This window comes from Gemmatimonadaceae bacterium (assembly GCA_019752115.1).
In the GTDB taxonomy this organism is placed as follows: domain Bacteria; phylum Gemmatimonadota; class Gemmatimonadetes; order Gemmatimonadales; family Gemmatimonadaceae; genus Gemmatimonas.
Window position 1 is genome coordinate 60,090 of record JAIEMN010000004.1, and the last position, 25,047, is coordinate 85,136.

A 25,047-nucleotide genomic window follows, 5' to 3' on the forward strand; every position below is an offset into this window, starting at 1 on the left:
CGGGCGCAACGCGAGGCGGATCAGCGCGCCTGGCGTGGTGTGTGGTCGGCAAGCAGCCCCTGCTCCACCAACACGGGCGGCTTCCGCCACGTGCCTGTTCTGGCAAACGCGGCGGCGATACTCAGCAGATCACCGTCGCGCCAGGGGCGCGCGCTGAACTCCAGGCCGAACGGCAGGCCGCTCGCATAGAAGCCACCGGGCACGACGATGGCCGGCACGCCGATCATGTTCACCCAGCTCGTCGCGCTGTGCGGGCCGGTGCTGAGGACTCCATCCTGCGGCATCGACTCATCCGGCGGCGGCATCTGGATGGCGGGGTAGACGAAGCCGTCGAGCTTGAGGCGGTCCATCGTGGCGAGATAGGCATCAAGCACCGCTTTACGCGGTGCATGATACATGCGCTCCGCATCGGGGTCGGTGGCCAGCACGCGCTGCGTGAGGGTCACGCCCGGAAGCGTATTGAATCCCGATTCGGTGCCGATGGAGCTCGCGTACAGCGGCTGCCCGATCTTGGCCTGATACTCGGCGCTCGAGTGATATTCGGCGGGTCCGAAGTGCGCGAGGAACTGATCGGTGCCGTCGCGCATGTAGGCGTACGTCGCCACTCGGCTCGCGAGTCGCGCGAAATCGGCGCCGAGCACCGTGTCGCCCATGACGATCTCGGCGCCCGCAGCGCGCAAGGCGTCGAGCGTCTTGAGAAAGGCCGCCTTCGTCTCCGGGCGAAGTGGCATGTCGGCGGCATGGCGCATCGAGTCGGCCTTCGCCTCGGGCACGGCGTAGGGGATGCCGTGAAACGGCACACCGCGGCCGGTCATGATGAACGCCGGCACGCCAAAGCGCTTGCCCTTGAGCGAGGCGCCAGCGAGGGCACGGACCGACGGCAGCACGCGGGCTGAATCAGGCGCGGCCAGCGACGGCGCGTCGAGCGAGTCCTTGCTGGCCATCACCTGCAACGCGACGGTGGCGTCGTCGATGGTGCGCGCGATGGGCCCGGTGTTGTCGAGCAACCAGTCGAGTGGCGCGATGCCGGCGATGCTCACGAGCCCGCGCGTCGGGAAGATCCCGACCAGCGCGCTCGTCGCCGCGGGCATGCGAATGGAGTTGCCGGTATCGGTCCCATTGCCGAGCACCGCCATGTTGGCCGCGATCGCGGTGACCACGCCGCCGGACGAGCCGCCGGGGGAAAAGCGCACATCGTACGCATTGCCGGTGCGCCCAAAGCTCGTGCTGCGGTTGGTGTCACTGTTGGCGAGATCGGGCATGTTGGCGAGCCCCACGATGATCGCCCCAGCCGCCTTGAACTGCGCCACGATGGTCGCGTCACGCGGTGCGACGAGCTCATGCCCGGGCTTCGCGAATCCCGCCCAGCCAGCGGTGGTCACCTGCCCCCGCACACTGGTGTTGGCCTTGATGACCACCGGCACGCCCCAGAGCGGGCCACGCGTGGTATCGCCGCGCGCGACGGCGGCGTCGAGGCTGTCCGCGCGGGCGAGCGCCTGATCGCGCAGCACGGTTTCGATGGCCCCGTACACGCCGTTGTAACGATCGATGCGCGCGAGGTGCCATTCAGTGACCTGGCGAGCAGTGTACGTGCGGCTGGCGTAGAGCTGCTGCAGCTTCGCCACACTGACATCGAGGAGATCGGTGTCGATGGCTGGCGTACTGTCACGCGTCGAAGCAGACGGGGCCGTGTCACCCGCGCAGGCGACGAGCATCAGCGCGGCCAGGGGGCCAAGAAAGGCGTGTCGGAGGGTCATCCCGTCACGATACGGTCGAGCGGGGCGCCTCGCGAGCGCCAACGGACCGCGGACGCTGGCGCCGTGGGGACGCACCGCGCACCTTTTCCGCCTGCGGTCCCGCCCCTTCCCCTCCTCTGATCCCCACCATGGTTCTCGCGAAAGACGAACTCGTTGGCCTGCTGGCCCACGAAGTGAATGTGCTCCGCCACCTCATCACGAAGATCGACGACAGCTCGGTCAACTATCGCCCCACCGAAAAACAGCGCAGCTCGATCGAGCTGGTGCGCTATCTCGTGGTGCAGGGCCCGATCCTCGTGGGGGCCGTCAAGGCCGGCAAGTTCGACGGGGCCGCGTGGGGTGCCGCGCAGGCCGAGGCCGATGCGCTCGATCTCGCCGGCCTGGATGCCAAGCTGGCCGGTCAGGCGGCGTGGTATGCCAACGAGATCGGCGCCATGAGCGACGACGACTTCCGTGGCATCATTCAGCTCTTCGGCCCGCCGGGCTCGCGCGGCGCGCACATCGTGAGCATGATCCTCGGCAACTATGCCGCCTACCGCACGCAGCTGTTCTGCTACCTCAAGCTGTGCGGCAAGACGGAACTCACCACGTCGAACCTGTGGCGCGGCATGGACGCGCCGGCGCAGGCGTAACGCGCATGGGTGCGCCGGCCAACTATCCCGACCTGTTCGACGCGCGCACCCTCGACGCGACGATCGCGCGCATCAATGCCCTCACACCGGCGTCGCAGCCGGTGTGGGGCAAGATGAACGCGGCGCAGATGCTCGCGCACTGCTGCGTGACGTACGAAATGGTCTACACCGACAAGCATCCGCGCCCCAACCCGATCATGCGCTGGGTGCTGAAGAAGATCGTGAAAGCCAAGGTGGTCGGGCCGGATCCCTACCCGAAGAACACGCCCACGGCGCCGGCGTTTCGCATCACCGACGCGCGTGAGTTCGACGCCGAGCGCGAGCGTCTCATCGCGTACCTGCGGCGCGCGCAGCAGGACGGCCCACGGTTCTACGAGGGGCATCCGTCGCTGAGCTTTGGCCCGCTCACGGCGGCCGAGTGGCGCGTGCTGTTCGGCAAGCACCTCGACCATCATCTGCAGCAGTTCGGCGTCTAGCGCAATTCGGCGTCGAGCGCGGCCTGGCTCAGGCGGCGGCCGCGACGAGCCGCTGCTGACGCTGCCGGCGCCCGCGCAGCAGCCCCACACTCAGCGCAAGCACACCGAGGACCGCCGGGGCCACGGGCGGCTCCCCGCGGCGCAGGTGCGTCGCGGTCGCGCCGCCCATGAGGAGTGCGAGTCCAGTACCGGCCACGGGCGTGAGCACCGGAACGATCCCCGTGGCGGCGGGGAGGATCAGGCCGGCGGCGCCGAGGAGCTCCGCGCTGCCGATGGCGCGGATGTCGCCGTTGCTGAAATCCTGTGTCCACGCCATCTGGGGGTTGGCCCGCAGTGCATCGGGATTGGCGACCTTCATGCCGCCCGAGGCGGCAAAGGCGAGGGCGACGAGCGCCTGCAGGGTCCAGAGCAGCTTGTTCATGAGAGGTTCCGGTTGGAGGAATACCGTCAGCAGAACTGATCGTCAGTACTACTGATCATCAGCTGAGGGTACTATTATACTCCAGAAGCCGCCCGTCAAGTCCATCTTTCGCCATGCCCAAGAAGCGCCTCCCCACCGTGCCCGATCCGGACCAGCCGGCCCTCCCCAAGGCCGTGACCTCGAGCGTGGGGTTCCTCTGCGGTCAGGTCGCCGCGCTCTTTCGGGCGCGCTTCGAAGAGGACATGCGCGAGCACCGCCTGCACCCGCGGCAGTTCCTGATGCTCATGGTGCTGCGCGATGAAGGGACGATGCCGCAGCAAGCGGTCGGTCAGCGGCTCGGCATGGATCGCACGACCACGATGCAAGCCGCGCTCGGCCTCGCCGAGGCCGGCTACGTGGAGCGGCAGGACGATCCGGATGATCGTCGCGTCTATCAGCTCGCACTCACGCCCAATGGTCGCCGCCTCGTCGCCACGCTCGAGGGGCGCATGAAGCGCGTGGAGACGGAGCTGCTCGCGCCGCTCGCGGTACCGGAGCGCGCGGTGTTCGCGCAGCAGCTGCGCGCGGTACTCGCGGCGGCGGGTGAGGCGACGGACTGCACTGGCAGCTGAGCTGCGACGTATGCGCAGAGGATTGCGCGGATTGTTTGGATAACCGGGATAACAGAAACAGCCCTGGTGGATCACGCGGATTAAGGGGATCACTCCGTCCCAATCCGATAAATCCCCAAGATCCCTGCATGCTGTTTCAGTGATCCGCGAAATCCTGCGCCTCCGCGAGATCCACCGCAGCCGCCAGATCCACCGCGGCCGCCAGATCCACGGCAGCCGATGCCAGGTCAGCGAACGGTCGTCTCAAGCCAGGCGAGAATCTCGGCCGGCAAGCGTGTGTGCAGTGCCGTGCGATCAAACCCCGGCGGGTCCTGCGACGGCGGAAAGTCGGGGCGACGCAGTGCGTCGGGGAATGGCGTCAGAAAGGCGAAGTGCCCACCACCGGCGACCTCGCGCATGTCGCACGGCGTGTCGGGCGGCAGGTGCGCGAGCACTGCGCGCACCCGCGTCGGCGGCGTGACCGGATCGTGCTCGGCGACATACACCAGCAGCGGCGTGCGGACGCGCGCGAGTGCGTCGGGCGCCATGAACCAGTCCGTGGCCGGCGCCAGCAGCACGGCGGCGCGGACGCGGGGGTCGTGCTGCACGTCGAGCGGCACGCGCGCCATGCTCCACGGCTGCCCGCCCACCATCGTGAGGGCGGTGAGGCCCCCCATCGAGTGGCCGATCGCGGCGATGCGGGCCCGATCGACGTGCGCACCGAGCGCCTCGTGCGCGATGACCGCATCGAGCGCCAGCGACGCATGCCGCGCGCGGCGTGCCGCGGCGAGGTCGGTGTTCACCAGCGAGCGATCATTGCGATTGTCCCCGGGATGCTCGGGACAGACCACGATCCAGCCGTGCGCCGCGAGATGGGTCGCGATCGAGCGATAGAGCAGATGCGAGCCACCGCCGCCGTGCGACACGACCGCGAGCGGATGGATGCCGGCAGCGATGGGTGCATCGCGCGTGGCCTCGAACACATAAGGGCCGAGCATTGTGCCGGCCGATGTATCTGGGGTGGGATAGCACACGACGGCGGGATACTCGAGCCCGAGCTCGACGTCGTGCACCGTGATCGACCGCAGGCCAGCCGTCACGGTCAGGGGGGCCCCATCGGCACACACCCGCCGATGCTCTTGAGTTCGGGATCGGTTCGCCGCGCGACCCACTTGCCATTCTGGCGACGGACCTCGGTCACCACCATCACGTCGTAGCGCAGGCGGCAGCGGTTGCCATTCGCGGTGAACGGCGTGCTCCAGCGCACGCGCGTCGTCACGAGAGCGGGCTCACCCGGCGACGCAAGATCGCGTGTGAGCTGCTGCAGAGCGATCGTCACCGTATCGTCGCCCATGCGGCTACTGCTCGCGATCGGGAGGTTGCGCCGCACCATGGCGCGATGCAGCGGCGCCGCCACCAGCTGGCTCGTGACCGAGTCCAGCAACGTCAGCATGGTGGTCAGCCGCGGCACGTGCGCCGCCGTCTCGGCCTTGAGGACGGCCCCCATGATCTCGGCGGTGTCGGCGGCCAGCGCTTCCGCGGTGTTCATGCGGAGCACCCCACACTTCGCCGCCGTGGGGCCGTACCGACGCGCGATCGAGGGCGGCACCAGGGTGGCCGACGCAATCGCGTCGCTCAGGGTCGCCGGAATGGTCGCCGATTCATAGCGTCCGAGGTACACATCATCCAGAATCGCGATGGTGTTGGGTGCGATTTTGGTGACCGGTCGCTCGATCAGCAGTTGCGTCTTTGCCGCTTCCGCGACGGAGTCGGCCCCGCACGACGCCGGTGGCTTGGCCGTCACCAAGGTCACGAAGTCGGCGATCGTGCGCACGAGTCCCGGCGCCAACGGTTCGTTGGGATCGCGCCACGCCGCTTCCTGCTGGGCGAGTTCGCTGCCGCCCCGTTTGAGCGTATGCGTCATGCTGTCCACCGAGGCGCGCAGACAGAGCGGCTGCGCCTTGGCCAGCGTATCCGCTTCTGCGGCCGTCTGCTGCAGATCGTGAACACCATGCACGAGCAGACACGGGGCCAGGATGCGGCTCATCTCCGCGGCGGGATGATAGCGCATCCACGAGATGAGATACGGCTGCAGCGTGGGGCGAAAGAGCCCCGCGAGCTGAAAGGGCACCGCATCGACGATACTGTCGGCGCGCATGGCGCGAATGAGCGTATCGATGCGGGCGGCCACATCGGCCGGCTGCCCCGGCAGGAGCTGTTCGCGCAACAGTTCATCGGCCTGACGCGACGGCCCGCCGATGAAGATGTAGGCATCGGCCGGTACGCCACGCTGCGACACGGCCGCCACGAGCGCCCCCTCGTCGTGTCCGAGCACCACCACGGGCGCCATCGTCCGGCGGCGAAGCTCGTAGATCCACGCGCCCACATCGAGACTGAAGACGTCGAAGACGGTCTGATGCTCGGGGAGCGTGGCCGGGGCATTGGCGCCGACGCCGCGCTTGTCGTAGCGCAACGACGCGATCCCCCGTGTGGCGAGTGATTCGGCCAGCTGCCGGAACGCATCGGTGCGCAGGGGCGCCCCCGCCAGATTCCCGTTCCGATCGACCGGACCGGCGCCACCGACAAAGAGCACGATTGGCGGTTTGGAGACCCCGCGTGGCGTCAGCAGGGTGCCCACCATGCGGGCCGGATCACGCGTGACCTTGATCTCACTCGTGTCGAACGCGAACGGCGTATTCGGCTGCAATCGGACCACCTGCGCCGGGAGCAACCCCGCAACGCCGGCGAGCGCAACGAGGCCGAGTAACCCGGCACGCACCGCCACGCGCCAACGCGGCACCAGCGCAATCCATATAGGCAACAGAGCGACCATCCCCAAGAATGAACCCGCGCGGCAGAAGTGGCGAGCGCCGCCGTTGCCGCCATCGCGAGCGCGGGCGCCGCCCCGGGGATGACAGGGCGAACCGGCGACAGCGTTGCCGCACGGGCGCCGTGGACTGCGCGAACCGGCGCGCCTTAGCGCGGATACACCGTCACCGGGCCGGTCGCGCCGTCCAGCACCCCGGGGAGTTCCCGCACCGACGGAAACCCGTCGAGCACATCGGCGCCGTGATCCATGAGATCGTCCCAGCCGGGGGCGTCGTCGTGCGCGGTGAACGTTTTGCCGTTCTTGAGCTGCAGCCGCAGGGTGATGACGAAGCCCTCGCGCTGCAGTTCAGCGCGGACCACATCCTCCCATTGCCCCGAGGCGATGGGACGCGTGCCCTTGAGCAGGCTGAAGTCGACGTCGGTGGCGACGAGGAGTTCGGGGAGCATACGAAGCGGGGTGCGGGGCTCGGTCGGTGTCCCCGCGAACGTACGCCGCGGAACGCCCCGCCACAATTCCGTGACGGGGCGCCGCGGGCGGGCGCCAAGCCGGCGCCGTGCCCTTAGAAGAACATGAACGCGAACCGGCCGCCGCTGGCCCCGAGGCTGCTGAAGCGCTGGTTCACGATGGTGTTGTAGATCGAGCCGAAGGTGTAGCGGATGCCGATGTTCGTGGTGATGCGGAACCCGGTCTGAAGCGCCTGCCGCTGCAGCAGGATCTCCTCTTCGGTGTTGCCGGCGCGCGGCAGGTAGATCTGGTCGTTCACGCGCGCCGCCGAGCCACCCACGTTGAGCGAGAAACCGCGCCCGAGGCGGAGGTCCACATTGCCGCTCAGCGTGAGCGCGTGGCGGTTGAAGTCGTGGAGATAGTTGAGCCAGTCGAGCGACACATTGCTCGAGCCCCACGACTGACGCGCCACATACGACGCGGTCAGCTGCTGACTGACCCGCAGCTCGTGGTCCTTGTCGAAGACCGTCGTGCGCTGATAGTCGTAGTAGTTGGGCCCGACGTTGTAGAGGAACGTGAGCTGCCGGCGCGTCTGCTCGGTCCAGGGGAAGACGTTGTACTCCACCGCCGGCTGCGCGCGCAGCGCCAGATCCTGGTTCAGGAAGTCGGAGTACCCCGCGCCGAGCTTGAGACCGGCCGACCAGTGCGTATTGAGCGAGCGCACGATGAGCGAGTTCGCGTTGTACGTGCGCTGCTCATTCGTGACCGTGAACGCCGGACGCGTCCGCGACGCGGGAATCTCGAAGCGCTGCGCGTTCACATTCCCGCTCACCGACACGTTGAGCTTCCACTGCTCGGTGGCGCGGTTCGCCGAGAGGGCGAGCGAGCCGTTGATGGAGCGCTGCTGCTCCTCCGCACGAATGAAGGCGTTGAAGTTCGTGGTGTACGTCCAGAGGTTCCACTTGTCCTTCAGATTCGCGGCGGTGGCCTGTTGCTGCTGCGCCCCGAACGGCGGGATGTAGGCGAGCTGAATGCGCGAGGCGATAGGCGACTTCGCGACATAGCGCGCGAGCCCGATCTTGAAGGTGCGCGCGAGCTCGCGCCGAATACGATCGTCGGGATCGTTCGGGAGCGTGTTCAACACCAGCGTGTCGGCCATCCCCTCGAAGCGACGGCGGCCGATGAAGGTGATCGTGTTCTCGTTGCCACCGCCGCCATTCTGCAGGCCGGAGACGAGGATCTGCACGTCGGCATCGAAGCGATCGCGCATCCAGTTCACGAAGTTCACATCGGTGACGATGAAGTCGCGGTCGCAGCCGCGAATGCGCCCCTGGCAGTCGAGGAAGACGCGGATGGCCTGGGACTGCAGCGTCAGCGAATCGGGCGCCGCCGGACGTGCGGCGGCCGAGAGACCAGCCGGCGGACCGGCCGGGCGGCCCTGCGCCATGGCGGCGCTGGACACGCACAACAGAAGGGTCGCAGCTGTCGCCGCGACCCGAAAATGGGCACTGGACATGAACACACGGTCAGGGCCCGGCGCCGAACCGCGCGCCCGGCCGGTGGGGCGGGATGGTCGAACCTTGGCCAGCATCGGCCGCCCCAATAATGCCGAATTCCTTTGTCGGATTGCACTGCCCGCCAGGCCCGGCCTACAGCTGGCCGGTGCTTCCCCAGCGTTCGAGGCGGGCCAGATAGGCGGGATCGGCGAAGCGCCCGGGGGCGACGGCCGCGGCGTAGGGCGGTGATGGCACCCCCAGGATGGCATCGGCGACGATCTCCGCACAGGCCGGTGCGGCCATGAGCCCAAAGCCACTGAAGCCGGCGCAGACAAAGGCCCCGCGGGCCCCCGACGCCCCGACCAGCGGGCGATTCTCGACCGTCTTCGTGTAGTAGCCGCCGTCCACGTAGTTGTGCGGCAAGCGGTCGAGATAACGCGCGAGGCCGGGGGCGAGGCGCGTCATCCCGCGCAGCACCACTTCGGGATAGAACGGATCATCAGGGAGCGGATACTCGGGCGCGTCGAAGCGATGCGCGCTGTGATAATCCCAGAGCATCAGCACCGTGGTGCTCGCGCCGTACCCTTCGGGACGCAGGTGAATCCCGGCCGGGAGTGGCTCGGTGAGCCACCGCGTGCTGTCATCGGCCGCGAGCTCGGCGCGCTCGTCGTCGCTCCACTCGAGCGGCTGGGGATCATCCAGAATCACGAGCCCGGTGCCGCGATCGACGGCGCCGTGCGGATCTTCGATGCTCACCTTGTAGTGCGCCTCGGAGAAGAGCGGCAGGGTCTGCCCGGCGAGTGCGCCCACCGCTTTGGCAAACGGGCCGGCGCAGTTCACGAACGTGGGCGTCACGATATCGTGCGCGGTGCCGTCGCTCGCGAGCACCTGCACGCCAGCCACCGCACCGTTCGCAGTGTGCACCGCCGCAACGCGCCCGCTGACCAGCACCGCGCCGCGCGCCTTCGCGTCCTCGAGCAGATACGCACCCAGTTGCTGCCCGCTGAACCACCCGCAGCGCCGCGCATGCAGCACCGCCACCAGATCCGTCGCGAGCCAGGGGAACTGCGCGCGAATGACATCGGTGCCGAGAAAGAGGTCGGCCCCCGTGGGATGATCACGCCACCCCGTGGTCGCGCTTGGGGCGTACGCCGCGAGTTCCTCACGGGAACGGTAGACGCGCACCGGCCCGGCGCCCTGCGCACTGGCAAGCGCCGCCTCGGCTTCGAACTGCGCCGCGCGCTCAGCCCGCGCCGTGCAGTAGAAGTAGCCGCGGCGATTGAGGAGGAACCGATTGTGGCTCGCGTCGGCCCACTGCTCGAGCCGGTCGATGGCGCGGTTCATCAGCTGCACCATGGCGTCGTCGGGACCGGGCCACCAGTTACGATAGGCCTCGGTGCTCTTGTCGCTTGTGAGCGTGAGCGGCGCGCGGTCATCCACGAGCACGACGCGGGTGAGCCCGCGTCGCGTGAGCTCCTGCGCCACCGCCACGCCGGCGATCCCGGCACCGCAGATCACGGCGTCGGCCGTCGTCGGCCTCATCGTCTGCACGGTTGTCACACCTTCAAACGATCGCGGCGGTAGCGCTGGCGGAGTCCGCCGAGCACCCAGATCGCGTGCTTGAGGAAGAACACGATGAGCTTGAAGCGCTTGCCCGGCACGCAGACCACGGCCCCGCGCGCGTTGGCCTGCGCGAGACTCTCACTGACCACGCGATCGGCCGACAACCACGCCCAGGTGGGAATCCCCTTCCGCCCATTGCCGAGGCGATCGTGGAATTCGGTGTACGTGAAGCCTGGGCAGAGCGCCTGGATGTGCACGCCGGTGCCATCGAGTTCGGTGGCCAGCGCCTCGCAGTACATGCGCTGGTAGGCCTTGGTGGCGTTGTAGTTCACGTTGCCGGCGGTGGGGCTCCAGCTGGCGACGCTCGCGACCACAATGATCGTCCCCTGCTTGCGCTCCACCATACCGGGGAGCGCGGCGCTCACGAGCTCGTGCGTGGCCACCACATGCAGCTGGATCATCTGCCGCTGCTTGGCCGGATCCGCTGTGAGAATGGTGCCGCGCGTGCCGAAGCCGGCGTTGCTCACCAGCGTGGCAAGGCGCGATTCGCCGCGCAGCCGGTCCGCGAGGCGCGCGATGTCGGCCGGGTCGCTCAGGTCGGCGTTGAATGCTTCGGCGCCGATGCCGTGCTGCTTGGCCAGCTCCAGGCACACGCCCGTGAGGCGTTCGGCGTCACGGGCCACGAGCAGCAGGTCATGTCCACTGGCAGCCAGTTTCTGCGCGAAGACATGACCAATACCGGCGGTGGCGCCGGTGACCACGGCGAGAGGGCGAGAGGGCGTCATGCCCTCAAGCTATCGCGATTCGCCGACGCTGGCGTCTCCATACCGCGAGGCCGCCCAGTACGAGTGAGGCGGCGGCGACCAGCGCCCAGAGCCGCACATCCTCCCGGCGGAGCTGCGCCCGAACATCGCGAACCCCCACCTCCCGAATGCGCCGCAGATCGTCCTGCGTGGCGCGGATGGCATCGGCCTCCGCCTGCGTGCGCGGCGTCTGTGCGCCGTCCGCCCGGAAGGGGTTGAGATACATCGCCTGCCAGAGCGAATCCACCGGCGGGTCCGGCAACAGCGGATACTCCACCCGCACCGCGGTGCCGTGCAGCCGTGTGCGCAGTGCCTGCAGGGCGAGTTCGGTGGCGCTGTCGGGCGCTACGCCGCTGGCCACCAACCCCTGCCAGTAGTCGCCCGCGCGACGCTGCTGGGTGAGCACCCGCGTGGTGGCGCGTGCGTCCACCTGGGCCGTGGCGTTGGCCACGAGGCCAATCAGGCTCGCGATCACCACGAGCGTCGCCACTTCACTGCGAGGCACGCGCAAGACCTCCGTTATCGCCCGATCTTCTTGAGCAACGCGTCCACCGCCGCGTCGAGCTGCACATCCTTGCCGCTGTACGACTCGCCGACTGGCCGGGTGACGGGCACGTCAACCTGGCGCGGCACCAGCTCCATGTCCTTCCCCTCGTGGTCGAGGATGCGCGAGAACGGCAGACGCAACGAGCTCTGCCCATCGAGCAGCGTCACGTTGCTCGTGAAGATGATCCAGCCCGCGGTGGGCTCGCCGACCACGGGCCCGAGGCCGAGCGCGCGATAGCCTTCGGTGAAGTCTTCGGCGTCGGAGAGGGAGTGCTGATTCACCACCAACACCGTGGGCTTCTCGAGCGAGCGCTGCCCGAGCTGACTGCGAGCGGGAATGGCCGGCTCGCCGCGCGGCACCATGGTGAGGTAGCCCTTCCGCGTGAAGACATCGAGTGCATACGGGTTCACGAACCCGCCGTTGTTGTTGCGCACGTCGATGACCACGCCGTCCTTCCCGAAATTCTCGGCGTCAAGGTCCACGTACAGCTGCGCGAGCGACGGGGCACCCATGTCGAGCATGTGCACATAGCCAAGGCGCCCGTTCGACACCTTGGCGACGTAGGCGCGGCGTTCTTCGACCCACGCGCGGTACACGAGGTTCTTTTCAGCGGCGAGTGACACCGGGCGCACCGCGACGGTCCGCACGGCGCCATTGGCGGCCGCGACGCCGAGCTCCACGCGGCGGCCCGCGGTGTTCTGGAGCAGCGAGTCGATGTTCATCGCGCCATCGAGTGCGACGCCCTGAATGCTCCGCAGCTGATCCCCCACCGCGATGCCGCCGGCCAGCGCGGCGGGGCCCAGCGGAATGAGCTCGGCGACGCGATAGGTGCCGCGTTCGAGCGCCGCGCGATCGAAGCGCAGCCCCAGTCGACCAACCGGCTGCGGCGCCACCGGCGCCGGCCCGCTCACGCCCATGTGCGACGCATTCAGTTCGCCAACCATGAGCTGCAGGATGCGGCGCAGCTCATCCGGCGTTTGTGCGCCCGCCACATAGGGCGCGACGCGCTCGCGGACGCCCGGCCAGTCCACACCGTTCATCTGCGGGTGAAAGAAGTTGTTGGCCTCCCACCGCCACGCCTGCTCGAACACCGCCAGCTTCTCGGCGTGGAAGTCCACTTCCAGTTCGGCGGTCATGGCCACGGGGCGCGCATTGCGCGACTCCACGGTGAGCGCGGTGAGCACACCGCCATCCGTGTACCACAGTTCGCGGCTGTCGGGGCTCCACTGCACGTTGCTCTTGGGGCCGGCCGTGGTGGTGAGCTGACGCGCCACGGGGGCCTCGCGGGCGGTTTCGTCGAGCGACCAGAGATAGAGATTCGGCTGACCGGAGCCGCTGCTTACGAGCGCGAGCGACTTCCCGTCGGGCGAAATCGTCGCGGCATCCACCACCAATCCGGGCTGCAGCAGCGTCGCCCGATTGCGAATCCCGTCGAACACGATCTCGGTGCGGCGCAGTGCTGGCTTCGCGGTGTCGGGCGCGGCAAAGAGGTCGCGGAAGAGATCTTCGCGATAGCGCGGTGTGCGCGGCACGAGATCGACGCGCACGAGCTGCGCCTCTTCCGTACGCTGCGACGTCTGGTACAGCAGCCAAGTGCCGTCGGGTGCCCACTCGAGGCCCGTGGAAAAGCTGGAGGCCAGGAAGCTCACCTGCCGGGCCTCGCCACCGTCGGCGGCGACGACCCACACGTTGTCGAAGCCGCGCGTCCCGGTGTTGAGATAGGCAATCCAGCGAGAATCGGGCGACCACGCGATCGCCTTGCCACCGGCGAACGGCGCCCGTGAGAAGACGCCGCGCGCGAGCACGCGATCGTTGGTGCCATCGGCACCGACCACGTGCAGCTCGCCGCCGTTGCGCGTGTAGGCCACGAGCTTGCCGTCGGGCGACACGGTGAGATGCGCGTTGTCTCCGGTGGGGACGATCACCGTCTCCGTACCACCCAGCACCGGCGCGCGCACGATGGGTGAGGCGCCATCGCGCTGAGCGATGAAGAACACCGACCGGGAATCGCGCCCCCAGACCACCGGCCCATCGGCCGACAGACTGCGCGTGATGCGGAGCGCGTCGCCACCATCCTTGGTGCCAGCCGCGAACACCTCTCCGCGCGCGATGAACGCCACCTTCTTGCCGTCGGGGGCGATGCGCACGCTTTCCCAGCCGCGCGTGAGGGTCACCGGTTCGGTGCCGCGGCCAGCCACCGCACCGCGCAGGGTGATGGCCACGGTGCGCGCCGAGCCGGCGGCGATGTCATACGCCCAGATCCCGAAGTCGCGTTCGAAGACGATCGTCTTGCCGTCGGCCGCGATCTGTGGCCAGAGTACGCGCCCGTTGGTGAAACGCGTGAGCTGTTTGGCGGCGCCACCGGCCACCGGGCGGCTCCAGAGATTCTCCTGACCGCTGCGGTCGCTCATGTAGTAGAGCGTGGCACCGTCGGGGCTCCACTGCGGCCACGCATCCTTGGCCCCGCCGGGCTCACCCACCCGCCGATACTGCGGCACGTCGCCCAGCGTCACGACCCACAGCTCCGATTCATCGAGATGGCTGTGCCCGTGCCGCCACCACTGCCCGCTCACGTTGGCGCGGGCATTGATGGCGAGCGACTTGCCATCGGGGGACGGCTGCGCGAAGTACTCCGACGCATAGCGATCCCCCGCCACGACGGCCGGCGTGCCACCGGTGCTGCGCACGCGATAGACATCATTCATGCCGGCGATGTCGCGCGCGCTGCTCGAGAAGTAGAGCCACTCCCCATCGCGCGACCACGCATCGAGCTGCTCGGCGGCATCGTCGTACGTGATGCGCGTGAGCCGCCCGGTGGCGAGCTCCAACACGTAGACATCGCCGTTCCCCGTGCGGTTCGACACGAACGCGAGCCGCTTGCCATCGGGCGACCAGAGCGGGCGCGATTCGGTCGCGGGGTGCGCGACCAGCAGCCGCGCCTCGCCGCCGCCGAGCGGGACGCCCCAGAGGTCCCCGCCGCTGGCGAAGGCGATCTCGCCCTGCGGCGAGAGCGAGGGTTCGGCGAAGGCGGGGCGCGCGGCGACGCGCGCGGGCTGTGCGAACAGTGGCGTGGCCGCGAAGAGGGCAAGGCACGCGAATCGAATAGAACGCATGGCGCTCAGGGCAGTTGAGGAGAGCGTGAAGAACGCAGGACGTCGCTGGCGGCAGCAGCCTCGACGAGCGAAGCCGCGTCGACCGGAGTGAGGAAGCGCATCGCCACCGCACGCTCGGCCGCGCGGCGGACGGCGGCCACATAGCCGTCGTGATCGCCATAGCGCTCCTCCAGCGACAGCCGTGGATCACCGGTGGCCAGCCGCTCCGCCTTCGTGTTCGCGAACGGGATCATGCCGGCCGCATAACTGCACGCCTGTCCGGCAAAGAATCCCGACGCGGTGATGTTCCATCCGGTGTAGGTCCCCAGTGGCGCGTCGCGCAGCACGAGCGGGACACCACCCAATTCGTTGCCGTCGGCATCGACCTTGGGCACCATCATCGGGAAGACCTTGCGAATGCCGGGGGGCACCCGATCGACGATGCCGGAGCCGTCGACCCGATCAAAACGCGGCCCCCACTCGTAGTCGATGAACGGATTCACCAGCCCCGTCGGAGCAGTGGCGGGGAGCCCGGGGAGCGTGGGAAACCCCATGGCCTCTTTCGTCGCCGCGACGAGCGTCCCATCGCTAATGCGCGGCCACACACTTGGCGGGGGCTCCGTATTGGCCATGACCCAGGCGCGGATATGCACGCGCAGCGCGTTGACCGTCTCCGTGTGCGGCAGTGGGTTGGCAGCGAGCACCCCTGTCCCCCAGTTCCGCGACGGACAGAGGGCGGGCGGTGGCGGCTGCACACTGAAGCCGCCGCCGGCGCCGCCGTGTGCGGTCCCTGGGATGTAGTAGCGTCGCACGTTGTCGGGGAGCGGCAGATCGCGCGTCCCGTCGGTGCCGACCCACTCGGGCGACAGCTTGAGCCCCCACACCTCCGCGGCGCCGAAGTGTTCCACGATCTTGGGGCAGGTCGTGGTGCGCGTACAGCGATCGAGAATCCCGCTTTCGGGCAAGCCGCGCGCCGTGTCGCGCCACGGCCCCCACCACTGCGGCCCTTCGCTTCCTGCGCCGTACAGCGGCAGGATCCCATCGGGCAACGCAAAGCGGGTGTTCAACGAGATGCGACGGCCGGCGATGATGACCCACTCGCCATCGTGCACCCGCTTGCCGTCGAGGCCCTGATTGAAGCCCAGCTGCAAGAAGGCCCGCAGGAAATTGCCCGACTGCGAGATACCGCGACCGATCATCCAGCGGACCTGCGAGGCGAGCGGATTGGGCGTGCCCTGCGCATCAGTTGTGGCGGTGCGAAAGAACGTCGCCACATCGCGAAAGGCGGCGAAACCGATGCCGAGAATGGGCGGATCCTGCGCCGTGAACTCCACCTGATAGAGTCGGCCAGCATCGAATCCGTGGCGCAGGCAGATCTGCGTACTGTCCGGCACCCCGGGAAAGGGATGCTCGGCGGTGCACCGTGCCCACGCCCAGTCCGACGGCGGCACCACCACCTCGCCGGTGACGCGACCATCCGCGGTCTCTGACACGCGCGATACGAGCCGCGCTTGGCGCGTGTCGAGGGTACGCGGGCGATACGGCACCGGATTCACGTAGACATAGAGCGGCTGCGACGCCGGCCCCGTGGCGTTGAAGATGCGCCCGAGCACCCGGCCGGTGATCGGCGGGCCCGTGCGCGGACGGGCCCGTGGCACGGTGAGCACTTCGCGCCCGGGGGTATGTGCGGTCCCACCCGATTCGTCGCCCTGCCACCCGGAACTGATACCGATATCGCCGTTCTGCCGGTCGGCCTCACTCAGCACGATGCGCCCGCCACGATTGGGGACATCGTGCCACACGAGCCCACTGCTGCGGCGCATGTCCACCGGCTTCACCACGAAGAAGGTGGTCTGGTACTCTACCTTGCCGCGGGCATTGCGCGGTGCGAACCGCAGATCGGTCATGATCGTGTTGCGCGGGTCGTTCGGATCGAGCTCACCGAAGGCGCGCCCGGCCAGCGTTTCGTACGCCCCCGCCGTGCCGTACGTCGCGCCCCGAAAGGCCGGCGACACGACGGAGTCGATGATGATCCGGGTAATCTGGGCCTGCAATGGCGTCGCCCACAGCACGCTGGTGACGAGCAGTCTTCGCATGATGGCTCTCCGGTGAACCGCGCACATATCCCCGATGAACATGGCGCGAATCCGCACCGACGGATAGCGTAGCAGATGATGCTTCGTCGCGACTTCCTCCGAACCACCGCCGCGTCCGCGGCTGCCCTGTCGCTTGGCCGGCGGGTGCTCGGCGCCGACCCGTTTCCAGCCGCCGACCGCATGACGTGGTGGCGCGACGCCAAGTTCGGGATGTTCATCCACTTTGGCCTCTATTCCGGCCCCGGTGGCGAGTGGAACGGGAAGCCCACCGGCTCGCACGAGTGGATGCGGAACAACGCGAAGATTCCGCACGAGGAGTACATCCGCCTCGCCGAGACGTTCAACCCCACCGCACTCGACGTGGACGCGTGGGTGCGCACCGCGAAGGACGCCGGCCAGAAGTACATCGTCTTCACGACCAAGCATCACGAAGGGTTTGCGCTCTTCGACAGCGCCGTGTCGCCGTACACGGTGATGCACACGCCGTACAAGCGGGACATCTGTGCCGACCTGGCGCGCGCCTGCCGCAAGCATGACATGAAGCTCGGCTGGTACTACTCCATCATGGACTGGTATCACCCCGACTATCTGCCGCGCCGGGACTGGGAGCAGCAGGGGGCGACGCGACGGGACGCCACCGGCGCCGATTTCTCACGCTATCTGGCGTTCATGAAGGCGCAGCTTCGCGAGCTGCTCACCAAGTATGGGGACATCGCCGTGCTCTGGTTCGATGGACAGTGGGAGAGCACGTGGACGCACGCGGCCGCGCTCGAGCTCGAGGCGTACTGCCGGAAGCTCATGCCCAACGTGATCATCAACGATCGGATCGACGTCGGCATGCCCAAGGAGCCCCCCGAGGGCTATCGACGCGCCGGTGATTACACGACGCCCGAGCTCACTGTCCCCGAGCGCGGCCTTCCCGGGCAGGACTGGGAAACGTGCATGACGATGAACAAGAACTGGGGCTACGCGAAGGACGACAGCGAGTGGAAATCGGTGCCGGAGCTCGTGAAGCTGCTGGTTGGCACCGCGTCGCGCGGCGGCAATCTGCTGCTGAACGTGGGCCCCGATGGCAGCGGGCGCATTCCGCCCGAAAGCCTCGCCGGGCTCCGCGGCATGGGCGCCTGGCTGCGCACGAATGGCCGCGCGATCTACGGCACCAAGGGCAATCCGTTCGATCGCGGGCTGCTCGTCCAGCGCGCGGGCGTCCGCACACCAGTGCGCGTCACGCGCGGCGATCGTACGCTCAACCTCTTCGTGGAGGAATGGCTGGGCGGCCCGCTGGTGCTGCCGGGTGTGCGTCAGGCGCCACGGGCCGCTACGGTGCTGGGTGCTGCGGCGGTGCCGATCGAATGGGAGCAGACGCCGGCGGGACTGACACTCACGTTCGGCGAGCGTGGTCCGAATGCCGTGATGCCGGTGGTGCAGTTGCGCTTCGAATCGGTGTTGCGGATTACGGAGTAGACGTCAGCGGCACGCGGCGCCAATCGTCTCCGCCGATCGCGGCGCCGATGGGCCACCCGATGAGCCAGCCGTAGCCAGCACCAGCGACCGCGCCGAGGGCGAGACCGGCCGCCGCGCCTTGGCCGCCGCCCCAGCCACCGATCGCGGCGCCCATCACCCCGAGGCTGACGGTCCCGATGATCGCGCCGATCTTGCCACCACGTCGGCCGCCACCCTTCGCCGTGCGACCGGCGTAGCGCTCGAGCCGCGTGATCCCGGCCCAGTCATATGCCGTCACCGCGGCCCCATTGGTGATCCGCAGCGAATCCCTCTCAACCGCAGCGACGGTGCCGAGCACCCGTTTAGTAGTCGGCGTGGCAAAGCGCACGACCTGACCCGATACGAGCAGCGGGCGATCAGCGAGGAGGATCGGTGTTGCTGCGGACGTCGCCGCTACGGGTGCAGCTGTTGGCGTGGCGGCGGCCACCGGCGTCGCGGCGGGCACGGCGGGCGCCACGGGCGCACTCGGCAGCACCGCCGCCGTCCACGACTCACCGCCGATCACCGCGCCAAGGCCGGCCCCCACAGCGCCGCCCATAGCAATCCCCGCGCCGCCGCCGAGCAGTCCCACGCCCATCCCCCACAGCACGCCGCGCCTGACGCCGCCGGACGGCGTACGCCCGCGCGACCGCTGGACATCGGTGAGCGAGCCGATGAGCAGCGATTCCGCGTACCCCGCGTCGGTCTGCACCACCAGCGTGTCCCCACGCTGCGCGACCAGCGTGCCGGTGATGCGCTGCATCGAGGGGGTTCGTCGTACGCGCAGGCGCTGCTCCACGCGGATCGTATCGAGCGTCTGCGCCGAGAGGGGAGCGCCACTGGCGACCAGCGAGAATATCGCCACGAGTGGCGTCACGCGGAGTCGTCGAGTCATCGCCGGGAGGATTCCAGGTGAATGGTGCGCCAATCATCGCGGGGCATCGTCTGCCCGATCAGGCTTCCCAGGCCAGCGCCGATCCCGCCAAAGAGCGCCGCGCCCGCCAACACGCCGGTGGCCTTGCTGCTGTTGGGGTTGCACACATCAAAGCAGATGTTGGAGAGGGCCAGACCAACGAGCCCGCCCAGCGCCACGCCGATCGTGCCGCCAACGATGCTGCCGTGCACGGCGCCGGCCCGGCTGGTCTTTCCGTAGTAGCGCTGCAGGCCGACGACCTCGCGCAGCGGATAGCGCAGCGCGAGACCACCACGGTCGAGTAGCAGTGAATCGTCGGTGGCCGCGATGACCGTGCCGGCGACGCGCTCGGTGGCCCCGTTCGCGCGAAAGCGAATGACATCGCGCGGCGTGAGCGCGAGCAGGGTGTGTCGGAGGGGCGGCGGCTCGCTGGGTCGCGGTGTGACGCGATCCGGCGTCGCGGGAGCCAGCCCACTCGTGTCTACGGTCCTCCGCGCGACCGTCGTACCCGACGCGGGCATCGCCAGGACCGCGAGACGCCACCGCTCGGGCCGACGCAGGGCGCCAATGACGCCACCCAGGGCCGCCCATGTTCCAATGGCGCCGACCACCTCGGCGCCCTTCATGCCGTAGGCGCCACCGAGGGCCATGACGCCACCGCCAATCGCCGCCCCCCAGAGAGCATCGTGCCGCGCCCCGCGCGTGCGGCTGCGTCCGAGTGACCGCTCGAGCTGCTGCACCGAGCGGCCGAGGGCGCGTTGCGTGAACGCACCGCCGCGGAGCACCAGCGTGTCGCCGGTACGCGCCTCGAGCGTGGCCGTGATCGGTCGCATGTCGCCGGCGATCTCGACCCGCACCCGATCGCCAACGCGCACGGTGTCGCGGGGCTGGGCCTGTGCCGGGCGTGGTGAGGTGCCGTGTACCACGCCGAGCAGTAACAGGGCGACTTTCGTGCGCCGGTTCACTTGCGGAGATCCTCGCGCCGCACCGTGCGCCAGTCATCGGCGGGGTGCGCGGCACCCATCGGATAGGCGTAGGCAAAGCCGACACCGGCACCGAGCGCGCCCATCCCCAGCGCCGCGCCCGCGTAGTTCGGCTGACGCGTCGCCGCGCCCAAGCCGGCGAGGGCCATGCCGGTCAGCGCGCCCAGCACGCCACCCACGGCGGCGCCGCGGGCGCCCATGCGCATCCCGCCGGCACGCGCCGTGCGCCCGTAGTAGCGCTCCAGTCGGTCGATCGCGTCGAACGACAGCCGCTGCTCGATGCCGCCGCGCAGCACGCGCAGCGAGTCCTGCGACGCCGCCACCACCGTGCCCTGCAGGCGCGGCGCGGAGAAGCGCGAGTACCGAATGACATCACCCGGCGAGAGCACGCGCGAGGTGTGCAGCAGCGTTTCTGACGCGGGGATGGAATCGTAGACCACGCCGGCGGTCACGACCGGCCGCGTCGGCGTCGCCGCCGCGGTGACCGGGTCGGTCGGGCTCGCAGGTACGGCGGCCGCGGCAGACGCCACCGGGGCGGACGTGGCGATGGTGATGGAGCGCCACCGCTCGTCCGGCTTGAGAGCACCGGCCACGGCGCCGAGCGCGGTCCAGGAGAGCACAACGCCGGCCGTACTCTGCCCCCCCGGAAAGACGGCCTGGTTTGGTTCGCGAATGGCCGCCAACACGCCCCCCCCGATCGCACCAACCACCGCACCCTTCTTCGCGCTGGCCGAACTGCTCCGTCCAATCGACCGCTGCACATCGCGCATCGCCAACGGATGCAGCCGGTGGGTCATCCCGTCCGAATCGCGGATGACCAGGGTGTCCCCCCGCCGGTCGATCACCGTACCCACCAGCCGATGCGAATCGCCGAGTCGCCGAAAGCGCAGGCGGTCGTTCACCCGCACCTCATCGGAGGATTGTGCGCCAAGAACCGGCGGCAGGCAGACCAGGGCGACCAGAGCGAGGATGCGGTTGGGAGCGAGCATGGTGAGGAGCGCGGAGGGGGCGGGCCAGCGAACGCCGACAATCTGAGAAATCCGGGGATGAGCCGCGATACGTCATGTGACGCAGACGTACGTCACCCGCCGCCCCTTGCGCGGAGAGCGATTGGGCCACAAACTACAACCATATGGTTGTACGTTCTTCGCTCACCGATCCGGAACTCGACCGGCTCTTCCGCGCCCTCGCCGATGCCACCCGCCGCGACATCGTCGCCCGGCTGCTCGCCGGCGAAGAGGCCTCCGTCTCGGCGCTCGCCACCCGCTACGACATGTCCTTTGCAGCCGTGCAAAAGCACGTCGCCGCGCTGGAGGAGGCCGGCCTGGTGTCCAAGGAATCGCGCGGGCGGGAGCGGATCGTCCGCAGCAACCCCGAGCGCCTCGCGCAGGCGCGGGCCCTTCTCTTCCAGCTCGAGCAGCTGTGGATCGCCCGCTTCAGCCAGCTCGACGACGTCCTCGCCGATCCGCAGTTCGACTCCCCACCGCCTCGCCCGGCCTGAGCCATGCCCATTACCGACGTCATCTCCAACACGCAGGACCTCACCCTCACGGTGATCGCCGAGTATCCGGTGCCGGTGACGCGCCTCTGGGACGCCTACGCCGATCCGCGCCAGATCGAACGCTTCTGGGGCCCGAAGGAGTGGCCCGCCACCTTCACGCGCCACGACATGGCCGTGGGCGGCGAGTCGCACTACTACATGACCGGCCCGGATGGGCAGCAGTCGAAGGGCTACTGGAAGTTCCTCGCGGTCGAGCCGTATCAGTTCTTCGAGGTGCAGGACGGCTTCGCGAACGAGGCCGGCGAAGCGAACCCCGACATGCCCTCCATGCGCATGATCTTCCGCTTCGACAGCACCGCCACCGGCTCGCGCTTCACGAGCACCACGTGGTTCACGAGCCTCGAGACGATGGAGCAGCTCGTGCAGAGGGGGATGATGGAAGGGATGAAGTCGGCGATGGGCCAGATCGACGAGGTCGTCACCGACCTCCAGTCATACGCCGTCGATTGCGCGACCAACGCGCAGCTCCTGAGCGACACGCAGGTGCGTATCAGCCGCATCATTCGCGGCACGCCGCAGCAGGTGTGGCGGGCCCATCACGAACCGGCGCTGCTGCAGCGGTGGCTGCTGGGGCCGGATGGGTGGACGATGCCGGTGTGCCAGGTCGCCACGCACGTGGGCGACCGCTATCGCTACGAATGGCAGCACAGCGCCGACCCGCAGCAGCGGTTCGGCTTCGAAGGCGAACTGCTCGAAAGCGCGCCGCCCTATCGCGCGGTCACCACCGAGCGCATGGCGGGCACCCCCGGCCCGTCCACGCGCAATGAACTCACCATGACCGCCGTACAGGGCGGCACGCTCCTGAGCCTCGTGATTACGTACCCGAGCAAGGACGTGCGCGACATGATCCTGGGCACCGGCGTGACCACCGGCATGGAGACGAGCTACCAGCGACTGGAGCGCGAGTTGCTCGCCGGTTGACGCTTACTGCGGCCGACGGAACAGTCCCACGATGACCGCCTTGCCGAGCACGTGGCCCTGCATCGCCTTCATCACGGCGGCGCGGGTCTCGAGCGCCGCGGGCACCAGCTGGGCGTTCGTGGAGGCAGTGACGTCGATCATGGTATCGAGCGCGTAGAGCTCGAAGGTGTAGTGATGCAGCGGCCCCGTGGCCGCCGCGCCGGGGCCACGATACTGCAAGCCGGACGCACTGATCTGCCGACTGCCATCGGCGAGCTGGGCGCCCGGCTTGATCCCTTCCGGCAGTCCCGTCGCCGTGCCGGGAATGTTCCACACGATCCAGCGCGGCTGCGTTTCGGTGCCGCGCTGAATCGCCACGTCGGGGTCGATCATGTTGAGGACGAAGCTCACCGTGCCGGGGGGCACATTCGTCCACGTGAGCGCGGGGGACAGCTGTTCACCGGCCTGCGTGTACTTGATCGGAATGATCCCGCCATCGGGCCAGGCGGTCGTGGTGAGCGTGAGCGGCGGGACACGCGGGGCCGCTGGCGCCGGCGTTTGCGCGCGAGCCACGCTGGCGTGCAACACCAGCGCGACGGTGACGAGAGCGAATGTGTGACGACGCATAAATGGAAGTGGTGAGAGGGGAACGAACGACAGCCCGCAGACGTCAGCGGAACGGCCGCGGGCCCACGCCATCGCGCAGCTCGCGGAGCATGCGATCATCGCCGGTGAGTTCCCAGTACACCAGCGACACCGGGATCATGCCCACCGCATTCACTTCATCAAAGAACCGCTGCATGGTGAACGCCGCGCCGAGCTGACGGGCGCGCTCAGCCATCGTTTCCTCCATCAGCCGCCCGCCGGTGATGTAGCTCGCGCCATAGCCCGGCTGCCGCAGATACAGATGCTGTTCAAAGCCGAGGAGCGGATCGCGCCGCATCCACCCGCGCGGGGTCCACGATACATGCAGCGTGCCCGCCTCCGCCATGGTGAGTTCGTTGCTGTGCGCGTAGAGATTGCCCAACCCGCGCGCCGCACGGGCGGCCAGCATCGTCCACACGATCTCGCGTGACCGCGGCGACTGATCGTAGAGCCCGGCGTGCATCATCCACTCTTCCATGGACGTCGCCATCCCCTCGGCGCGGCTCATCCACACGTTGTACAGCAGGGGCGTGCGCCGGATGGGGCTCGCATGCGGATGCTCACGGAAGCGTCCGTTGTCCCACCAGTGCCAGAGATGAGTCCACAACGTGCGCGGATCGCGATGCGTGGCCTGGGCGAAGAAGTTGCGCGTGGGCTCCGGGCTGTAGGGCGGAAAGCGCTCGCGGAGCGCGCGCTCCATCCACGGTTCGACGGTGACGATCTGCTTGTCGCGCATGAACTGCAGATAGCCGGGCAGTGCGTTCGCCTGCAGGGCCGCAAACTCGGCGGGTGAACTCGCCACGGGCATCGGCGGGAGCGCGGCGTTGCGCGTCTCCTCGAGCCGGAGGGAGGCGTGCGCACGCGCGAGCTCGCGACGCGTGATCGTGACCTCTTCCTCCCAGGAGAGCGGCACGAGCAGCACGTTCCGCAGGAACCAGGTGTACGACGCCTTGCCGATGCCGGACGGGCCCGTGCGCTTGGGGGCTTCGACCCGCAACCACGCCGCAAAGTCCGCCGTTGCCGCCGAGGCGGAAGCAATGGCGGCCCGCAACGCGGTGTCGCCGGGCATCCGCGCCTGCGCGCGTTCGGCGAGCGTGCCCAGCGCCTCGTGCTGTTCCTCGAAGGCGCGCACGGCACCGATCCAGAGATCATGCGCCGTACCGCCGGCCAAATTACGCCGGGCCTGCGCCAGCAGGGGCGCCACGGTGCGCAGTTGACCCGCGAGCTGCGCCGATTCGGTGCTCGTCAACGCACGAACGGTATCGAGCGCGGTGCGCGGCCAGAGGCCGTAGCGCCAGAGGCGAACCGCCCCGTGAATGGTGGGCCCCTCTTCGGCCGGTGTATCGCTTTCCTCGGTGCGAATCGACGCGTAGTAGGCCGGATCGCGCGCAAAGGGCTGCAGTACCGTGAGGTGGTACTGCATCCCGTTCATCTCGGCGCGGACGAGGTGCCAATCCACCTGTTCGGGAATACGCCACCCGGTCGTATCGATACGCCGGAGCCGCGCCTGCAACGCCCGCAGTGCCAGCAGGCGGCGCGCATTGGTCGCGGGGCGATAGTCGGGAATCCCGTTGACGCGCGGCGGCTCTTCGAACGTGCGCCATTCCGCAAAGAGCGTGACGAGCTGCGCATAGGTCGGGCTGGCGGCTTGCGCCGAGGCCGCGAGGGCCGGCGCGAGGAGGAGCAGCAGGGCCAGCCGGACGGATCGGAACAGGTGGGTGCGGGACATGGGCGCGAATCTACATCCGGTCCGCCAGCGGGCACGACCGGCGCCGCGTAAACTTGAGCGACCGAAGTACTGTCGCCTTTTGCCCGG

22 protein-coding genes are annotated in these 25,047 nt (G+C 68.8%); 6 read left to right on the plus strand and 16 right to left on the minus strand.

The annotated features are described in order from the left end of the window. Positions 1-20: 20 nt before the first annotated feature. A complete protein-coding gene (locus K2R93_02020; GenBank protein MBY0488594.1) occupies positions 21-1,757 on the minus strand; it encodes an amidase in 1,737 nt (578 codons plus the stop codon). Between the two features lie 128 nt (positions 1,758-1,885). Between K2R93_02020 and K2R93_02025 the strand changes: the two genes are divergently transcribed. Beyond that, positions 1,886-2,389: a hypothetical protein gene (locus K2R93_02025; GenBank protein ID MBY0488595.1), complete on the plus strand. Its 504-nt coding sequence runs from the start codon at positions 1,886-1,888 to the stop codon at positions 2,387-2,389. A gap of 5 nt (positions 2,390-2,394) precedes the next feature. Next, positions 2,395-2,865: a DUF1569 domain-containing protein gene (locus tag K2R93_02030; GenBank protein ID MBY0488596.1), complete on the plus strand. Its 471-nt coding sequence runs from the start codon at positions 2,395-2,397 to the stop codon at positions 2,863-2,865. A gap of 28 nt (positions 2,866-2,893) precedes the next feature. Here the strand turns inward: K2R93_02030 and K2R93_02035 are convergent, their stop codons facing one another. Next, a complete protein-coding gene (locus tag K2R93_02035; GenBank protein ID MBY0488597.1) occupies positions 2,894-3,286 on the minus strand; it encodes a DoxX family protein in 393 nt (130 codons plus the stop codon). Positions 3,287-3,399: 113 nt separating this feature from the next. Between K2R93_02035 and K2R93_02040 the strand changes: the two genes are divergently transcribed. Further along, positions 3,400-3,897 (plus strand): MarR family transcriptional regulator, encoded by a 498-nt coding sequence (locus tag K2R93_02040; protein MBY0488598.1) that lies wholly within the window; start codon positions 3,400-3,402, stop codon positions 3,895-3,897. Positions 3,898-4,124: 227 nt separating this feature from the next. Here the strand turns inward: K2R93_02040 and K2R93_02045 are convergent, their stop codons facing one another. The 9 genes from K2R93_02045 to K2R93_02085 form a co-directional block, all read right to left on the minus strand. Then, positions 4,125-4,976, minus strand: a complete 852-nt coding sequence (locus K2R93_02045) for an alpha/beta fold hydrolase (GenBank protein MBY0488599.1) — start codon at positions 4,974-4,976, stop codon at positions 4,125-4,127. A 2-nt stretch (positions 4,977-4,978) separates the two neighbouring features. Next, positions 4,979-6,709 carry a hypothetical protein gene (locus tag K2R93_02050; GenBank protein MBY0488600.1) on the minus strand — a complete coding sequence of 577 codons (1,731 nt, stop codon included), beginning with the start codon at positions 6,707-6,709 and terminating at the stop codon, positions 4,979-4,981. A 143-nt stretch (positions 6,710-6,852) separates the two neighbouring features. After that, entirely contained in the window at positions 6,853-7,152 is a 300-nt protein-coding gene (locus tag K2R93_02055) for a hypothetical protein (GenBank protein ID MBY0488601.1), read from the minus strand. 113 nt (positions 7,153-7,265) lie between these two features. Then, positions 7,266-8,612 carry a hypothetical protein gene (locus K2R93_02060; protein MBY0488602.1) on the minus strand — a complete coding sequence of 449 codons (1,347 nt, stop codon included), beginning with the start codon at positions 8,610-8,612 and terminating at the stop codon, positions 7,266-7,268. 187 nt (positions 8,613-8,799) lie between these two features. Next, positions 8,800-10,188, minus strand: coding sequence for an FAD-binding oxidoreductase (locus tag K2R93_02065; protein MBY0488603.1), 1,389 nt, complete (start codon positions 10,186-10,188; stop codon positions 8,800-8,802). A gap of 14 nt (positions 10,189-10,202) precedes the next feature. Beyond that, complete coding sequence (locus K2R93_02070; GenBank protein MBY0488604.1) at positions 10,203-10,994, minus strand: SDR family NAD(P)-dependent oxidoreductase; 792 nt, start codon at positions 10,992-10,994, stop codon at positions 10,203-10,205. A gap of 4 nt (positions 10,995-10,998) precedes the next feature. Then, complete coding sequence (locus tag K2R93_02075; protein ID MBY0488605.1) at positions 10,999-11,517, minus strand: hypothetical protein; 519 nt, start codon at positions 11,515-11,517, stop codon at positions 10,999-11,001. A gap of 14 nt (positions 11,518-11,531) precedes the next feature. Then, on the minus strand, positions 11,532-14,672 hold the full coding sequence (locus K2R93_02080) for a hypothetical protein (GenBank protein MBY0488606.1): 3,141 nt from the start codon (positions 14,670-14,672) through the stop codon (positions 11,532-11,534). Between the two features lie 5 nt (positions 14,673-14,677). Next, a complete protein-coding gene (locus K2R93_02085) occupies positions 14,678-16,747 on the minus strand; it encodes a hypothetical protein (protein MBY0488607.1) in 2,070 nt (689 codons plus the stop codon). Positions 16,748-16,822: 75 nt separating this feature from the next. Between K2R93_02085 and K2R93_02090 the strand changes: the two genes are divergently transcribed. After that, positions 16,823-18,211 carry an alpha-L-fucosidase gene (locus K2R93_02090; GenBank protein ID MBY0488608.1) on the plus strand — a complete coding sequence of 463 codons (1,389 nt, stop codon included), beginning with the start codon at positions 16,823-16,825 and terminating at the stop codon, positions 18,209-18,211. On the opposite strand, the gene K2R93_02095 is transcribed toward K2R93_02090, so the two are convergent. The 3 genes from K2R93_02095 to K2R93_02105 are packed head-to-tail and all read right to left on the minus strand — an operon-like array spanning position 18,201 to position 21,114. Next, a complete protein-coding gene (locus K2R93_02095; protein MBY0488609.1) occupies positions 18,201-19,124 on the minus strand; it encodes a hypothetical protein in 924 nt (307 codons plus the stop codon). The genes K2R93_02090 and K2R93_02095 overlap by 11 nt on opposite strands. Continuing rightward, complete coding sequence (locus K2R93_02100; GenBank protein MBY0488610.1) at positions 19,121-20,107, minus strand: hypothetical protein; 987 nt, start codon at positions 20,105-20,107, stop codon at positions 19,121-19,123. Before K2R93_02100 ends, K2R93_02095 begins: the two co-directional genes overlap by 4 nt. Continuing rightward, positions 20,104-21,114 carry a hypothetical protein gene (locus tag K2R93_02105; GenBank protein ID MBY0488611.1) on the minus strand — a complete coding sequence of 337 codons (1,011 nt, stop codon included), beginning with the start codon at positions 21,112-21,114 and terminating at the stop codon, positions 20,104-20,106. The genes K2R93_02100 and K2R93_02105 overlap by 4 nt, the downstream gene beginning before the upstream one ends. Positions 21,115-21,257: 143 nt before the next feature. Here K2R93_02105 and K2R93_02110 point away from each other — a divergent pair, with 143 nt between their 5' ends. Both K2R93_02110 and K2R93_02115 read left to right on the plus strand, forming a co-directional pair. Continuing rightward, on the plus strand, positions 21,258-21,626 hold the full coding sequence (locus tag K2R93_02110) for a metalloregulator ArsR/SmtB family transcription factor (protein MBY0488612.1): 369 nt from the start codon (positions 21,258-21,260) through the stop codon (positions 21,624-21,626). Positions 21,627-21,629: 3 nt separating this feature from the next. After that, positions 21,630-22,607 carry an SRPBCC domain-containing protein gene (locus K2R93_02115; protein MBY0488613.1) on the plus strand — a complete coding sequence of 326 codons (978 nt, stop codon included), beginning with the start codon at positions 21,630-21,632 and terminating at the stop codon, positions 22,605-22,607. A gap of 3 nt (positions 22,608-22,610) precedes the next feature. Here the strand turns inward: K2R93_02115 and K2R93_02120 are convergent, their stop codons facing one another. Next, positions 22,611-23,213, minus strand: a complete 603-nt coding sequence (locus K2R93_02120) for a YbhB/YbcL family Raf kinase inhibitor-like protein (GenBank protein MBY0488614.1) — start codon at positions 23,211-23,213, stop codon at positions 22,611-22,613. Between the two features lie 43 nt (positions 23,214-23,256). Beyond that, positions 23,257-24,960: a DUF885 family protein gene (locus K2R93_02125; protein MBY0488615.1), complete on the minus strand. Its 1,704-nt coding sequence runs from the start codon at positions 24,958-24,960 to the stop codon at positions 23,257-23,259. Between the last annotated feature and the right edge of the window lie 87 nt (positions 24,961-25,047).